Below are 14,249 nucleotides of genomic sequence, written 5' to 3'. Positions count from 1 at the left end.
TCCCCCAGCGTGGGGGCGCCTGCCCCCCGCCGCCGCGTCGGCGTACGGCCCTCGCCCGTCCCCGAATTCCCGCAGAAGTGTCCGCAATCGGTAACAGGCGGATCCTGCGGCGTCCTTCCGTCGTCCTGACAACTGCACAGGACGCACGGACACGACAAGGACAGGGCAGACATGGCGCGGCATGGCGGACGGGGTTGGCACGGCCGGGTACTGGCGGCGGCCATCGGGGTGACGACGGTGGCGGCGGCCACCTCGGTGTGGACCGCGCAGGCCGGTCCGGCCTCCGGTGCGCAGGCCGGTGCGGGCGTGTCGGCGAGCCCGTCCCCGGGCAGTCCCGGCTCGGTCCCGGCGAAGGTGTCGGTGGACATCGCCCACGCCTCCGACCACGGCGCCCGAGGCGTCAACATCACCGTCGACGACGGGCCGGACCCGACGTGGACCCCGCAGGTGCTCAAGGCGCTGCGGGAGAACGGCGTGAAGGCGACGTTCTGCATGGTGGGCACCCAGGCCAAGGCCCACCCCGACCTGGTCAAGGCGGTCGTGGCGGACGGGCACCGGCTGTGCGACCACACCGTGTCGCACGACACCACGATGGACAAGAAGCCCGACGCGTACCAGTCGCAGCAGATTCTGGACGCCGAACGCATGATCACCGAGGCCTCCGGAGGCGTCCGGCCGGTGTACTACCGGGCCCCGGGCGGCGCCTTCACCCCGTACAGCCGCAACCTCGCCGCCTCCCGCGGAATGCGGCCGCTGGGCTGGAACGTCGACACCAAGGACTTCGAGAAGCCGGGCTCCGCGGCCATCGTCGCCACCGTCAAGAACGAGGTGGCGAACGGCCCGACCATCCTCTTCCACGACGCGGGCGGCGACCGCTCCGAGACCGTCGCCGCCCTGCGCGAGGTCCTGCCGTGGCTGAAGCAGCAGGGCTACTCCTTCGGCTTCCCGGTGCGCTGACCGGCGCCGTCCGCGCCGGGCTGCGTCACTCCTGCGCCCGGCGCTTGTCCTCCTCGCTCCACGCGCGGGTGTCGCGGGGCTCGACGTAGGGTTCCTCGCCCTCCGGAAGGCCTCCCGCGACGGCGCGCTGACGCGCCAGTTCGGCGTCGAACTCGAGGCCCAGCAGGATCGCGATGTTGCTGATCCACAGCCACACGAGGAACACGATCACGCCGGCGACCGCGCCGTAGGTCTTGTTGTACGACGCGAAGTTGGCCACGTAGAACGCGAAACCGGCGGACGCGACCAGCCAGATCAGCAGTGCGAGGACGCTCCCGGGAGTGATCCACCGGAATCCCCGGGCGCGTACGTTCGGCGCCGCCCAGTACAGGATGCCGACCATGATCGTGACCAGCACGACCAGGACCGGCCACTTGGCGATGGACCACACGGTCAGCGCCGTGTGCCCGATGCCGAGCGCGGCGCCGGCCTGACGGGCGAGGCCGCCCGTGAACACCACGATCAGCGCGCTGACCACCGCGAGCACCAGCAGCACGACCGTGACGCCCACCCGGATCGGCAGCACCTTCCACACCGGCCGCCCCTCGGGGATGTCGTACACCGCGTTGGCGCTGCGGATGAAGGCGGCGGTGTAGCCGGAGGCCGACCACACCGCGAGCACGAGTCCGACGACCGCCATGACGGAGCCGACGCCGCCGCGGCCCTGCAACTGCTGGACGGCGTCGCTGATGACGTCCCGGGCGGATCCCGGCGTCACCTTGCGGAGGTTGTCCAGGACCTCGTCGGTCGCCGACTTCCCCGCCACCCCCAGGAGCGACACCAGGACCAGCAGGGCCGGGAACAGCGACAGGACCCCGTAGTACGTCAATGCCGCGGCGCGGTCGGTGAGTTCGTCGTCCTGGAACTCGCGTACCGTGCCCTTCAGCACGGCCCACCAGGACCGCTTGGGCAACTGGGCCGGGGCGTCCGGCTCCTGCCGCTCCACCTGCTCGTCCGGGCCCGCCGGCCGCTGCGGGCCGGAGGCCGGAGCCGGGGCGCGGTCGTCGTGGGAATTCGCTCTCGGTGCCATGTCACCGGAGTAACCGCAACGGGCCGCCTCATGCCCCCGCCGGGGTCGTGACCTGTGCTCAGCCGGGCACGAAGGGGATTCTCGCGGCCAGTTCCCCCAGCGCGGCCCGCTCCTCGTCGGTCGGAGCGCGCCGTCCGGTGCCGACGAGGAGGGCGTCCGCGTCGGAGAACGACGCTGGGATCCGCGCCCCGGCGATCCGCTCCAGCGAGGCGCGGGCGGCCTCGAGCGTCTCGGCGGGCGGCCGCGGGGCCGCGGGGAGATGCGCGATCAGGTCGAGGTGGTGCAGCGTCAGAAGTGGTGGGCGTGGCCGGCGTAGTGGCGGGCCACGGCGTGGAAGGCCTGTTTGGGTTCCCAGTGCCAGCCCGACTGCGGGTGGCCCGGGCGGTTCTCCAGGGTCTTCGTCACGGCGTAGGAGGCCAGGTCGAGGTCGTGTCGGGGGTCGCCGGGGCGGTGCGGGGCGTCCGGCGTGACGAACTCGAAGGCCATCGCGGCGTACAGCCCCATCGACTCGAAGACGGTAAGGAGCGCGGTGACGTACGCGGCCTGGGTGCGTTCGCTGCGCACCAGGTGACCCTTGATCTCCTCGGGGTCCTTGTCGTAGTCGACCACGTCCCAGCCCATGCCGGCGGTCTCGGGGGCGCCCAGGTAGGCACAGGTGCCGAACTCGGTGACGGCCACGGGCTTGCCCCGGCGCAGGTACCGGCGCAGTTCCGTGACGTGGTCGGCGGGGCGGTGGAAGAAGGAGTAGTAGTCGATGCCGACGATGTCGAACAGCGACCAGTCGACCTCGTCGTCCTGTGCCGCGGCGTAGCTGAGCCGGCCGTCGAAGACGGACCGGGCGGCCCTGGCCGCACGGTCCGTGAAGGCGTTCAGGCGGCGCTGGAAGACCACCGGGTCGTAGGTCCCGTTCATCACGTTGCGCACGCGTTCCAGCGCCGTGTCGCCCGGCACGATGCCGGGCACGAACAGCCAGAACTCGCAGCCCACGCTGAGGTCGACGCTCGCACCCTGTCCGCGCAGCCGTTGCGCGAACCGGCCGGTCTCCGCGAGGTGTTCGAGGATGTCGTGGGCCGGGACGTCGCCCAGCGTGGGCTGCAGCCATACGTGCAGGCCTTGTTCGGCCGCCTCCGTCGCGGTCGCCGTGAGGCGTTCGACGCCGTCGCCGGTGACGTCCACGGTGTCGGCGTGCAGGCGGTGGCGGATGGCGTGGATGTCCGCCCGCATCCGCTCGGCCGACCAGCCCGTGGCCGGTGTCTCGCCCTCGCCGACGGTGTAGACGACGCCCCGGTGTCGCAGCCCGCGCCGGTGACCTGTGGCCTGTGCCCGCCCGGCCGGCCCGAGCGCGCCCGCGGCGCCGACCGCGGCCATGGCGGCCAGGAACCTGGCCCGAGTGATCCGATGGGTTTCCATGCCCCTACGGTGCCGGTCCGGGGGCGGGCACGCAGTCGGCCGATGGTCTGGATCGTCGAGCCGAAGGTGGACGGGCCGGCCCGGCCGGCGGTCTTTTCGGCGGCTGTCAGGGCCCGAAAGGAGGCACGCCCCCGTGCCGCCCCTTCGACGCCTCACCTCACCGCACCGCGCCCAACTCGCCCCGCCTCGCCCCTCCTCGCCCCTTCTCGTCTCGGCGACGTCGTCGACCTCGGCCTCGGCCGCGGCCAGGGGCCGTGCGGTGTCCGCAGTGGCGCCCGCCCGCCGGCTCCGGTTGCTCGGCGTCCGGCCACTCGGCCACCCGGCCGCCCGGCCGCCTGGCCGCCCGGCCGATCGCCGTCTCAACCCGCCACGATCGCCTGCGCGTAGGGAACCAGTCGCACGGGGCCCATGAGGCCGTGGTCCTGGCGGGCGAGGGCGCCGAAGACCGCCGGCTGCGTCACCCGGAGCCGGTTGACCAGCGGCGTCGCCACCTCCACCTCGATCAGATTGCGGCCGCGCCGCAGCAACGGGCCTACGTCGACGACCGGATGGAGGCGGTCGACGGCCGGCGCGCGCGTGCCGTTCACGGTGACGCGGGCTGTGTCGGAGACCTGGCCCAGCTCCAGACGGGCGCCGTGGGACGCGGTCCAGTCGGACGGCAGGTCGACGCTCGTCCGGTAACGGCCGACGCCCGCGGAGTCGGCGAGTTCCGGGATCCGGGACCAGGGCAGCAGGGTGTCGAGGGTCAGGGTGCGGTGGACGAGTTCGGTCCGGCTCGCGCTCGTTCCGGGATACCGGTCCTCGACGTCGAGCCGCCACCGCTGCGGGACGATCGGCGCGGGGACGGGTGGGAGGGTCGTGGTGACCGTGCGGCCCGAGGACAAGCGGGTCGTACAGACATCGGCGGAGGTCGAACGCACCGTCAGCCGCCGCCCCCGGAACAGCGCTTCGGGCGCGTCCGTGTCGAGGACGTGCGGCCGTGATCCGTTCTGGTCGCCGAAGAGACCGGGGCGGCCCAGCGCGACGATCATGACCTGGCCGGGCTCCAGAGCGACTCGTACGGTGACCTCTCCGTCGTGCTGCGTGTAGCGGGCGAGCCGGGTGATCGCGCCCGTCCAGGGGTCCAGCTGATAGGGGACCGTCGCCGTGCCCCTGCCACGGCGGGTGTGGCGCAGGGTCACTTCGTGGTCGATCGCGGCCACCGGCGGCTTGACCGTCTCCGCGTGCTTGCCGTTGCACAGGTAGTAGAAGTCGGCGTCGCGGGTGGCCCGGTGGGCGTTCACAAGCGTGGACGCGGTCGCATGGTGGACGTCCGGGGCGACGCCGAGTCGGCCGAGGGCGTCGCCCACGGCGGCCTTGTCGGTGACGCGGACGACACCGGGGAGGGCGAGCAGGCGGGCGAGCAGGTCGCGCAGCAGGGCGGTCTCGCCGTCGTCCGGGACCCCCGGGGTCAGGGCTTGGTCGAAGGCGCCCAGCAGCACGATGGGCAGGCCGGCCTCGGCGAGGCGCAGCAGTCGGCGGGCGTCGGCCGTGGCGAGGGTGGGGGTGGAGCTGTAGAAGAAGTCGCCCTCGACGAACAGGGCCTTGTAGGCGGGCCCGGCCGGAGCGAGCCGGCCGCCCGAGACGCCCGCGCCGGGCAGGTCGAGCAGGGGGCCGCTGACGAACTGGTGCGTCCAGCCGAGCGGAACGCCCGTCGCGGTGAACCAGGACGCCCCGATGCCGGTCGCCGCGTACCCGGTCTGCCGCAGGACGGCGACGTCCGCCCGGGCGACGCCGGACTGGAGCACGGCGTGCACCCGGCCGAGATACGCGGCGACGTCCGCGATGTGCCCCCAGGTGGGCTGTCGGGGCCCCCACGACTCGCCGAAGCCGGGGCCGCCGTTGTACGGGCTGAACGCGGCGAAGCCGGGCCAGCTCGCGCCGGGGGCGGTGGCGTAGGAGAAGCCGTGCACGACGGTCTGGTTGACGCCCGCGGCGTACGCGCCGCCCAAGGTGCGCAGGAAGCGGTCCCATGTCGTGCTGTACGCGGCGCCGTTGTAGGCGCCCGCCTCGCAGGACAGCACGGTGTGGCCGGCCATGTCCCGGCCGCCGGCGAGACACCGGTAGTCGTCGAGGTTCTTGAAGCCCAGGGACTCGCCCTCGGGGATGTCGAGGATCGCCGCCGAGGCGATCGCGTCGGTCTGCAGTCCGTAGGGCTGGGCGCGCAGGGACATGCCGAGGGTGTGGGCCCAGTCCCGCAGCGCCCGGACGTGGTGACGGTTGAACAGGTCCGAGAGCGTCTCCCAGAAGTCGTGTCTGATCTGCCGGGTCAGCTGCGCCTCGAAGGCGAACACCTGGTTGCCGTCGCTGAGCAGGACGGCGGGCAGATACGGCAGCAGAGGCCGACCGGTGTGCCGCGCGAAGGCGTCCGGCAGCGAGGCCGTCCACGTCAGACCGTCGGTCTCCAGCTCCACGGAGTCCTCGAAGAAGGCGCCGCCCGCCGACTTCAGCAGGCTCCGCAGCTCGGGCGTCAGCAGGCGCCGCTCCCAGAAGTCGGTGACGGCCGCGGCGCCGGCGGGGTCGAGATGGTCGACGACGTAGGCGGCCGGGGCGGAGTGCGGGCCGGACTCGGGCTGTTGACCGCAGCCGCGCGTCCAGCAGGAGATCAGCACCCACTCCCCCGCCGCGGGAGCCGTCCAGGCGAGGGCGCCGTCGGCGTCGACGGATGCGGTGAGGTCCTGGACGCTGGAGAGGTCGAGCCCGGTCTCCTTGCGGGTGTAGTACGCGGGGTCGACGCGCGCGGCCTGCACGGCGAGGAGCCGTTGCCGGGTCACGCCGGCGGCGGGTGCGCGCAGGGGCGGTGGCACCGGGCCCCGGTAGGTCTCCCCGCCGCTCAACGAGGCGCGGCCGTGCACGAGTTCCTTGGCCGCGGCCTCGTCGTCCGGACCGAGGCCGGGGACCGCGACGGGCCAACTGGGGCCCAGGGTGAGGTCGATGGTGAGGCCTCTTCTCGCGGCGCGGCGCAGCGCGGCCGCCACCCCGTCACGCCAGGGGCCGCTGCCCCAGCCGTGGTGTGCGGGGTCCAGAAGCGACTTGTCCTTGACGCTGTGGTGGACCGCGGCGATCTCCGCACCGCCGAATCCGGCGTCCGCGATCTGGTCGACCTCGCGGGCGATCTCGTCGGCGTTCACCAGACCGTCCGGCCACCACCAGCGGAACTTGGGACGCACCGCACGCGCCGGGTTCCGGAACCAGTCGGCGCTCCGCGCGTGCGCGTCGGCGACGTCGGCGCCATCGACGTGGCCCGACGCGGCAGCCGGTGTCGCGGCTCCCAGGGCCGCGCCGAGCCCGGCCGCGATTCCCGCCGTCGTTCCGGCGGCGAGGACCGCACGGCGTGAGACTCCCCCGACCTGCGCGAACGGCTCCCGCATGAATGCTCCCAGATCATCGACTGTGGATTGAATCGTTTCAATCACATGCGAACGCGGGAACGCTAGCCGTGAGTCGGATCGGGGTCAAGATCTGCGGCACGCCCGGGGTGACTCCCGAGTCACTTCCGCGCACTCCCGCGCACTCCGACGCACTCCGACGCACTCCGACGCACTCACGGTGACCGCAAGTGGCGCGGCGGTACGACCTCCTGACGGCCGGTCAGGCCTGAAGGGGGAGGCGATCGAAGGGTACGAGCCGGTGAGCAGCGGATCGAATGGCCGGAGCGTAAGTGACGAGGCGTCAAAAGGTCCCCGGCATCGAGGTCAGGGCGTACCCCGCGGGGAGCCGGCGATGGTCAGCCACGATCGGCATGGCCCGGCCCCCGGCGCGGGCGCGCCGGGGGCCGTCCTGCCGAGGCGACCGGAGGGTCAGATCCGGCCGCCGGTGAGCCGGGTGAGCGGGCCGAGCGTCTGACGGCCGGAGCGGCGGCCCACGGCGTACGAGGCGGCGGTCAGCGCGGACAGACCGGCGGCCGCACCCGCGGCGACCAGCTTCCGGTGGGCGATGACCGTCCACGCCGTCTTGGCGGTCGCGGCGACATGACCCGAGGTCGTCACGATGGCCTGACGGCTCGCTTCGACCCCCCGCACGGCGCCCTGTGCCGCGCTCTGCACGGCGCCGGTCGTCACCTCGGCCGAACGCTGGACCCCGTTCTTGGCGGCCGAAGCGGCGTCGCCGGTCTTCGTCGCGGCGCTCTGCGTGGCCTGGGAGGCCGGAGCGGTGGCCTTGGCAGCGGAGCGTCGGGCCTTGGCGGCGGTCGCCTGCTTCGCTTCGGACTCTTCGTTCGTCTTCCTGTTCGGTTCAGTCATGGACATCGCGTTGCCCCTCACCCCGGTGGCAAACCCCTCCGGCGGCGTGAGTAGGCCTGGTTCGACAGGACACGACCGCCTGTCGGCCGGCGCGCGTCGGCCGAGTCGGCCGTCAGACGCCGCCGCCGGGAGTCGAGCCGCCCTTGAGGCGTTCCAGGTCCGAGGCGCGGACCTGGATCACCAGGACCGCGATCAGCGCGGCCAGCACCGTGAAGATGGCCGCCATGACGAAGGCCGCCGTGACGCCGGCCGTGAGGACCTCGTGGGACCAGGGCGCCGGGAGCAGGCCCGTGCGCCGGAAGCGCAGCCGCTCGGCGGGGCTCGCCTGGGCCAGGAAGGCGGGGATCTGCCGGTTCGCCTCGTTGCGGCTGGCCGTGCCGAACATGGTGACCAGGATGGACAGGCCCAGCGAACCGCCCACCTGCTGGGTGGCGTTGAGCAGTCCGGAGGCCGCTCCGGTCTCGCGCGGGGACACGTTGGACAGCGCCATCAGGGTGAGGGAGACGAACTCCATGCCCATGCCGAGGCTGAAGACCAGCATCGGGCCCAGGACGCTGCCCGCGTACGTGGAGTGCACGTCCGTCTGCGTCAGCCAGGACAGGCCTCCCGCCGCCAGCACGGCGCCCCCCACCATGAAGGGCTTGGGACCGTACCTGGGCAGGAACCGTGAGGCCAGCCCGGCGCCGACCGCGATGACCGCGCTGACCGGCAGGAAGGCGAAACCGGCCGCGAGCGGGCTGAATCCGAGCACGTTCTGCACGAAGAGGGTGAGGAAGAAGAACATGCCGAAGATCGCGGCGGCCAGACACAGCATGATGCCGTAGGTGCCCGCCCGGTTGCGGTCGGCGAACATGTGCAGCGGGGTGATCGGCTGCCTGGACCGCCTCTCGACCAGGACGAACAGCGCGAGGAAGACGACGGCCGCGGCGAACGAGGCGAGGGTGAAGGGATCCCGCCAGCCTTCCTGCGCCGCTCTGATGAACCCGTACACCAGCAGCACCATGCCCACCGTGGAGGTCAGCGCGCCGGTGACGTCGAAGCGCCCCGGGTGCCGTTCCGACTCCTTGATCCAGCGGGGCGTGGCGAGGGCGATCAGCAGTCCGATGGGGACGTTGACGAACAGCACCCAGCGCCAGTTCAGCCATTCGACGAGCATGCCGCCCGCGAGCAGGCCGATGGCGCCGCCGCCGGCCGAGACCGCGGCGAACACCCCGAACGCGCGGTTGCGTTCGGGGCCTTCGCGGAAGGTGGTGCTGACCAGGGACAGCGCGGTGGGGGACGCGATCGCGCCGCCGACGCCCTGCAGGGCGCGCGCGGCGAGGAGTTGGGCCTCGTTCTGGGCGAGTCCGCCGAGCAGGGAGGCCAGCACGAAGAGGAGCACGCCCACGACGAACATCCGCCGTCGGCCCAGGATGTCGCCGGTGCGGCCGCCGAGCAGCAGCAGTCCGCCGAAGGTGAGCGTGTAGGCGTTCACCACCCAGGCCAGGCTGGTGGTGGAGAAGTCCAGGGAGCGCTGGATGTCCGGCAGCGCGATGTTCACGATGGTGATGTCCAGCACCACCATCAGCTGGCACGAGGCGATGACCAGCAGCGCCATCGCGTTCCCCCCACCGCCCTGTCGGGTGGTGGTCCGGGGTGCTGAGGTCGGCTGCGGAACGCTGCTCATGACGGGTGTCGCCCGCGCGGAGGCGGGCCCTGGGGAGAGTTCGGCGAACGGTTCCGTCCACCGTCGGGTCCACCGTTCGACGGTACGCCCGCCGTCGGACCGTCACCACTCGATCATTCGGACCGCCGACGGACGGCGCGCGGCGCTCCGTCCGTGCCGGGCCAGGACTCCCCTGTCGTCCTGGCGCGGCGGGGACGGCGCGGGCGGGTGCCGCGATGATCACCAGGATGCGGGAGAGACGCCTGCTATGTCGTTGGCGGAGCGTCCACGTCCGCTTGGCGGAGCGTCCACCACGGCGTCGGGCGAGGGAGCGTTCTACGGCTCGGTGAGCGCCTGTTCGCGCAGCTGGCTGGGAGGCGCGCCGTAGGCGGTGCGGAAGGCCCGGGTGAACTCGGCCGCCCGCGGGAAGCCCCAGCGGGCGGCCACGGCGTGGATGGGCAGGCCGCGCAGGCGGGGGTCGAGGAGTTCGCGGCGGGCGTTGTCCAGTCGCTGGTCGCGGATGTAGGAGGCGACCGTGAGACCCTCGGCCTGGAAGAGGCGGTACAGGTAGCTGCGGGAGATGTGGTGCGCCGCGGCGATCGCGGCGGGGGTCAGGTCCGGGTCGTCGAGGTGCCGACGGATGAACGCCTTGACGCGGAGGGTGAGGGTACGGCTGTGCGTCTCCGGCGGGAGTCGGAGGTCGGCGTCCACGACCTGCGCGAAGGCGGCCGTGACCAGGTCCGTGACGACCGTGCCCAGGCGGGGGGCGTCGGCGGGTTCGTAGACGGAGGTGTCCGAGACCAGCTGCAGGAGGAACTGCGCCAGCAGGGCGCCGATCCCCTCCCGTCCCGAGATGAGGCTTCCCAGGACGCGGTCCGCGCGGTGTGCGGGCACGGCCACGAGGGCGCGCGGAACCTCGACGCCCACGATGGTGACGGGGTCGGAGCCGGTGAATATCTCCCCTGCCCTGGAAGAGGAGTTGGTGTGGAAGTCTCGGACCCGGTACGCGGATCGCTGTCTGCCCCAGTCGGCGGCCCCCTCCCCCTTCAGCAGAAGGGAGAGGTGATAGGTCTCGGGGTCCGACTGGCGGATGAGTTTCGGCGTCCGGCGGAAGACCAGATGGTCGAAGGTGGCCGGCCACAGGGTCACGTCGCCGAGCCCGATCACGCGTTGATGGCCCTGGTAGTCGGCGGTGTGGTCGCTGGCGAGCTGCATGGGCGCGTGGGTCCGGCCCATGAGCTCCGTCCACGCCTCGAACCGGGCGCCCACCGGCAGGTCCGTGGTGCGGAAGACCGACTCGTGCAGCACGAGGGCAGTCAACCACACCACGAGGACGCGCCTGTCGGGGAGGCGGGTCGGTCAGCCCGGGACCGCGGTCAGCGCAGGTGGGCGGTGTCGACCGTCACGGAGTCGCCGTCGGCGCCGGTGACGGAGATGTAGCCCGGGTCGCCGTCGCGGTCGACGTAGCACATCACATAGGTGACGGCCACGGCGGCCTCGCGCGTGGGGTGCTCCGAGACGGCCTTGCGGCAGCCCTCCGCCGTGGGCGCCTCGGACGAACTCCACGAGGCCAGCTTGCCGTTGGTGGAGATCAGGAATCCGCTCTGCACGTACAGGGCGTCGGTGCCGGAGTCGGCGACCACGGGCGGCGAGTGGGTGAAGTCGTAGCCCACCGCCGCCTTCCCGTCGTCGGAGCGCTCCATGACGAAGCCGCGCACCAGTGAAGTCGACGGCGCGGGCGTCGAGTCGGGCAGGGCGGCGCTCACCGCCGCGCCTCCTCCCCCCACGAGCACGACGGCCGCGAGACCGGCCATCAGCGGGTGGGTGCAGGCCAGGCTGAGCAAGGGGCCGACGACCGGGATCGAGAACTTCAGCGAGGTGTTCTTCTGGGTGATCTTGTTGTTGTCGCCCGCGGTCACCGTCTGTGTCGGCGAGTGGTGGGTGCCGGGCGGCGGCACGTAGGGGTGGCTCTGTGGGGCGGGGTCGCCGAGTTGCGCGCCGCGCGTGCGGTCGGTGTTCATGGCTCGGGACGCTAGCCACAGGCGACCACCCGGTCTTGTTTTGACGGGGATTGCCGCTAATGGTCCGCTGCTGAACGTCCGACGGGAAGAACGTGACCGCCACGGCGAAGAGTTCGGACTTGCTACCGGTCGGTCATATTACCGAAACGTAACCTGCTGACCGCTACCCCGGGTAACGCATCCCTCGCTACCGTCCTGACAGTTCGTCTAAGAGCGGTGCGGGCAGCGGTGGGCGACCGAGGCCTCGTACCGCTCGGTCGTCACGGTCCGCACCTCACCGGGCCGTCCGCCGCCCGAGCCGCAGACGAGGCTCGGCCCTCCCGTTCCCGGAGGTCCGCCATGCCCGCCCCCACCCGCCTGCTGGCCGCAGCCGTCACCGCTGCCGCCTGCCTCGGCGTCACCGCCGTACCCGCCCACGCGTCGCTCCCGTCGGACGCCGTGGTCTCGCGCGGCGTCACCATCCCCACGTTCTACAATCCGCCCGCCTCGCTCCCCGCGGCCGACGGCGCCCTGGTGCGCTCCGAGCCGCTCACCCTCGCACTGAGCCTGCCGGGCGTCGACGGACCCCTGCCCGGCACCGCGACCCGTCTCATGTACAAGTCCACCGACTCCGCCGGCCGCCCCATGGCGGTCACCGGCGCCTACATCGAACCGTCGGCCCGCTGGACGGGGAGGGGCGCGCGTCCGCTGGTCGTAGTCGCGCCCGGCACCATGGGCCAGGGCGACCAGTGCGCCGCCTCCCTCGGCCTCGAACACCCGCTCGTCATCAACGGACAGACCCTGACCGTCGGTTACGAGGACCTGGCGATCTACCGTCTCCTGGCCCGGGGCATCGCCGTCGTCGTCACCGACTACACGGGGCTCGGCTCGACGGACCGGCTGCACACCTACGTCAACCGGGTCGACGAGGCCCACGCCGTTCTGGACGCCGTCCGCGCGGCACGCTCCCTGGACGGCGCCTCGCTCACCGCCGCCTCCCGGGTGGCGCTGTTCGGCTACAGCCAGGGCGGCGGGGCCACCGCGGCCGCCGCCGAACTGCAGCCCGTCTACGCCCCCGACGTCACCCTGGCCGGGACCTACGCGGGAGCCCCGCCCGCCGACCTCGTCGCCGTCACCAGGGCCATCGACGGCAGCGACCTGGCCGGCGCGCTGGGCTGGTCGGTGAACGGCTTCCTGGAGTCCGACCCCGCGCTCAGGCCCGTCGCCGAGGCCCATCTGAACGCGACCGGCCGGGCCGCCCTCAAGGACCTTTCGACGATGTGCGTGGGCGACGCCCTGCTCGCCTACAACTCGGCCCGCAGCACGGCCTGGACCACGGACGGGCGTTCCATCAGCGACGTCGTCGCCTCGGAACCGGCGCTCAAGGCGTTCCTGGCCGACCAGCGCATCGGGGCCCGCGAGCCGGCCTCGCCGGTGCGGGTGGCGACCGGCACCGCCGACGATCTGGTACCGCACGCGCAGGCACGAGCCCTGGCCGTCGACTGGTGCGCCAAGGGCGCCGACGTCACGTACAAGCCGGTGATCCTGCCGAGTGTGGGCCGGGCGCTGATCAACCACGTCACGCCGTTGCTCGTGGACCAGGGCCAGGCGATCTCCTGGCTGGCCGACCGGCTCGACGGCAAGCCCGCCGCGTCCAACTGCTCCACGCTGGCGCTGCGGCCCTGACACGAGTCACGTGGTGACGGCGGCGCCGCGACTACAGTGCGTCCATGACAACAGAGGTCGAGGTCGTGGAGCTGCTGGTCTCGGCGTCGCACCGGCTCGCGGGGCGCCCGGCGGACGGTCCGGCGGACGGCCCGCGGGACGAGTCGAGGCAGGCCGTGCAGGTGCGCCGCGGCCTCGGGCTGGTCGGCGACCGCTACTACGGCCGTCCGGCCCACAAGGACGCCTCGGTGACCTTCATGGCCGCGGAGAACCTGCCCCGGCGCATCGACCCGGCCGTCGGCCTGCGGCACACCCGCCGCAACGTCCTCCTGCGCGGCGTCGACGTCGACTCCCTCGTGGGCTCGACGATCGTCCTCGACGGCCCGGCGGGCCCGGTGGCCTTCGCCGTGAACCGCCCGGCACGGCCCTGTGCGTGGATGGACGTCACCATCGGGCCCGGCGCGCAGCGGGCACTGCGCGGAAAGGGGGGCGTGCGCTGCACCCCGCTGTCCGACGGCGTGCTCGTCCTGGGCCGGACGGGATTCGCCGTCGTCGACGCCCATCCACGCCAGGACTGAGGCCGCCCCGCGGCGCCGCGTTGCGCGTGGTCCGCCCGAAGACCGCCCTCATCGGTCAGGTCGCCGCCCGGTCGCGTTCACCGACGGTCGGTCAGGCCCAGCCGGGCGACGATGCGTTTGCCGATGGGCTCCCGGATCACCTCGAAGGCCTCGGCCACGGCTCGGACGATCTCCAGGCCGTGCTGGCCGACCCGGGTCGGGTCCGGTGCGTGCGGGATCGGCAGGACCGGGTCGCTGTCCCAGACGGCGATCTCCACGGCGGCGCCGGCGATGCGCAACTGCAGCAGGACGGGGCCGGGCGCGTATCTCAGGGCGTTGGTCACCAGCTCGCTCACCACGAGCTGGGAGAGGTCCATGGCTCGGGCGGACACGGTCAGGCCCTCCCGGCGCTGGACGCGGGTGAGGAACTCGCCCGTCAGCTGCCGCGCCCGGGCGATGCAACCGTCCTTGCCGTCGAGGGCCACCGTCGTCTCGGCAGGGGCCCCCTCGGGCGCGGAAAATCCCTGGTCGGGCGGGACAGGTGCCATCCGGACCGCCTTCGTTGCTACCCCGTTCATATCCGCGCGGCTACCCGCTAACCCACCACCTACGCCCCAGCCGCCTCACGCACGCGGCGGCCGTCGCCCCGTCCGGCCGGGCGACGGG

11 protein-coding genes and 1 pseudogene are annotated in these 14,249 nt (G+C 72.8%); 3 read left to right on the top strand and 9 right to left on the bottom strand.

The features are described from left to right. Positions 1 to 171: 171 nt before the first annotated feature. Entirely contained in the window at positions 172 to 957 is a 786-nt protein-coding gene (locus tag ACFVYK_RS21785; RefSeq protein WP_389776409.1) for a polysaccharide deacetylase family protein, read from the top strand. Between the two features lie 25 nt (positions 958 to 982). Here the strand turns inward: ACFVYK_RS21785 and ACFVYK_RS21780 are convergent, their stop codons facing one another. From ACFVYK_RS21780 to ACFVYK_RS21745, 8 genes and pseudogenes are all read right to left on the bottom strand, one after another. Next, positions 983 to 2,026, bottom strand: coding sequence for a YihY/virulence factor BrkB family protein (locus ACFVYK_RS21780; RefSeq protein WP_389776406.1), 1,044 nt, complete (start codon positions 2,024 to 2,026; stop codon positions 983 to 985). Positions 2,027 to 2,084: 58 nt separating this feature from the next. Further along, positions 2,085 to 2,315: pseudogene (locus ACFVYK_RS21775) on the bottom strand (maleylpyruvate isomerase); the annotation flags it as partial. Continuing rightward, entirely contained in the window at positions 2,315 to 3,436 is a 1,122-nt protein-coding gene (locus ACFVYK_RS21770; RefSeq protein ID WP_389776404.1) for an abortive phage infection protein, read from the bottom strand. The gene ACFVYK_RS21770 and the pseudogene ACFVYK_RS21775, both read right to left, overlap by 1 nt. A gap of 359 nt (positions 3,437 to 3,795) precedes the next feature. Beyond that, positions 3,796 to 6,846 carry a glycosyl hydrolase gene (locus ACFVYK_RS21765; protein ID WP_389776401.1) on the bottom strand — a complete coding sequence of 1,017 codons (3,051 nt, stop codon included), beginning with the start codon at positions 6,844 to 6,846 and terminating at the stop codon, positions 3,796 to 3,798. Positions 6,847 to 7,275: 429 nt separating this feature from the next. Then, the gene (locus ACFVYK_RS21760) at positions 7,276 to 7,722 is read right to left on the bottom strand and encodes a hypothetical protein (RefSeq protein ID WP_389776398.1); all 447 of its coding nucleotides are present in this window, start codon (positions 7,720 to 7,722) and stop codon (positions 7,276 to 7,278) included. A 106-nt stretch (positions 7,723 to 7,828) separates the two neighbouring features. Next, positions 7,829 to 9,382 (bottom strand): MFS transporter, encoded by a 1,554-nt coding sequence (locus ACFVYK_RS21755; protein ID WP_389776395.1) that lies wholly within the window; start codon positions 9,380 to 9,382, stop codon positions 7,829 to 7,831. 315 nt (positions 9,383 to 9,697) lie between these two features. Then, positions 9,698 to 10,690, bottom strand: coding sequence for an AraC family transcriptional regulator (locus ACFVYK_RS21750; protein ID WP_389776392.1), 993 nt, complete (start codon positions 10,688 to 10,690; stop codon positions 9,698 to 9,700). A gap of 47 nt (positions 10,691 to 10,737) precedes the next feature. Beyond that, complete coding sequence (locus tag ACFVYK_RS21745; RefSeq protein ID WP_389776389.1) at positions 10,738 to 11,382, bottom strand: hypothetical protein; 645 nt, start codon at positions 11,380 to 11,382, stop codon at positions 10,738 to 10,740. A gap of 339 nt (positions 11,383 to 11,721) precedes the next feature. On the opposite strand from ACFVYK_RS21745, the gene ACFVYK_RS21740 reads away from it, so the two are divergent. Together ACFVYK_RS21740 and ACFVYK_RS21735 are read left to right on the top strand one after the other, a co-directional pair. Continuing rightward, a complete protein-coding gene (locus ACFVYK_RS21740; protein WP_389776386.1) occupies positions 11,722 to 13,047 on the top strand; it encodes a lipase family protein in 1,326 nt (441 codons plus the stop codon). A gap of 44 nt (positions 13,048 to 13,091) precedes the next feature. After that, on the top strand, positions 13,092 to 13,604 hold the full coding sequence (locus ACFVYK_RS21735) for a molybdenum cofactor biosysynthesis protein (RefSeq protein WP_389776383.1): 513 nt from the start codon (positions 13,092 to 13,094) through the stop codon (positions 13,602 to 13,604). 77 nt (positions 13,605 to 13,681) lie between these two features. Here the strand turns inward: ACFVYK_RS21735 and ACFVYK_RS21730 are convergent, their stop codons facing one another. Continuing rightward, the gene (locus ACFVYK_RS21730; RefSeq protein ID WP_389776380.1) at positions 13,682 to 14,131 is read right to left on the bottom strand and encodes an ATP-binding protein; all 450 of its coding nucleotides are present in this window, start codon (positions 14,129 to 14,131) and stop codon (positions 13,682 to 13,684) included. Positions 14,132 to 14,249: the final 118 nt, after the last annotated feature.

Origin of the sequence: Streptomyces sp. NPDC058291, assembly GCF_042880855.1 — a bacterium.
Lineage (GTDB): Bacteria > Actinomycetota > Actinomycetes > Streptomycetales > Streptomycetaceae > Streptomyces.
Note: the sequence above shows the minus strand (reverse complement) of the source record. Positions and strands in the feature narration are given on the sequence as shown.

Excerpts from the sequence above, each read along its gene's own strand:
- ACFVYK_RS21745 (WP_389776389.1), bottom strand. The coding sequence starts at position 11,382 with ATGAACACCGACCGCACGCGCGGCGCGCAACTCGGCGACCCCGCCCCA.
- ACFVYK_RS21765 (WP_389776401.1), bottom strand. The coding sequence starts at position 6,846 with ATGCGGGAGCCGTTCGCGCAGGTCGGGGGAGTCTCACGCCGTGCGGTC.
- ACFVYK_RS21730 (WP_389776380.1), bottom strand. The coding sequence starts at position 14,131 with ATGGCACCTGTCCCGCCCGACCAGGGATTTTCCGCGCCCGAGGGGGCC.
- ACFVYK_RS21740 (WP_389776386.1), top strand. The coding sequence starts at position 11,722 with ATGCCCGCCCCCACCCGCCTGCTGGCCGCAGCCGTCACCGCTGCCGCC.
- ACFVYK_RS21780 (WP_389776406.1), bottom strand. The coding sequence starts at position 2,026 with ATGGCACCGAGAGCGAATTCCCACGACGACCGCGCCCCGGCTCCGGCC.
- ACFVYK_RS21770 (WP_389776404.1), bottom strand. The coding sequence starts at position 3,436 with ATGGAAACCCATCGGATCACTCGGGCCAGGTTCCTGGCCGCCATGGCC.
- ACFVYK_RS21755 (WP_389776395.1), bottom strand. The coding sequence starts at position 9,382 with ATGAGCAGCGTTCCGCAGCCGACCTCAGCACCCCGGACCACCACCCGA.
- ACFVYK_RS21760 (WP_389776398.1), bottom strand. The coding sequence starts at position 7,722 with ATGTCCATGACTGAACCGAACAGGAAGACGAACGAAGAGTCCGAAGCG.
- ACFVYK_RS21735 (WP_389776383.1), top strand. The coding sequence starts at position 13,092 with ATGACAACAGAGGTCGAGGTCGTGGAGCTGCTGGTCTCGGCGTCGCAC.
- ACFVYK_RS21785 (WP_389776409.1), top strand. The coding sequence starts at position 172 with ATGGCGCGGCATGGCGGACGGGGTTGGCACGGCCGGGTACTGGCGGCG.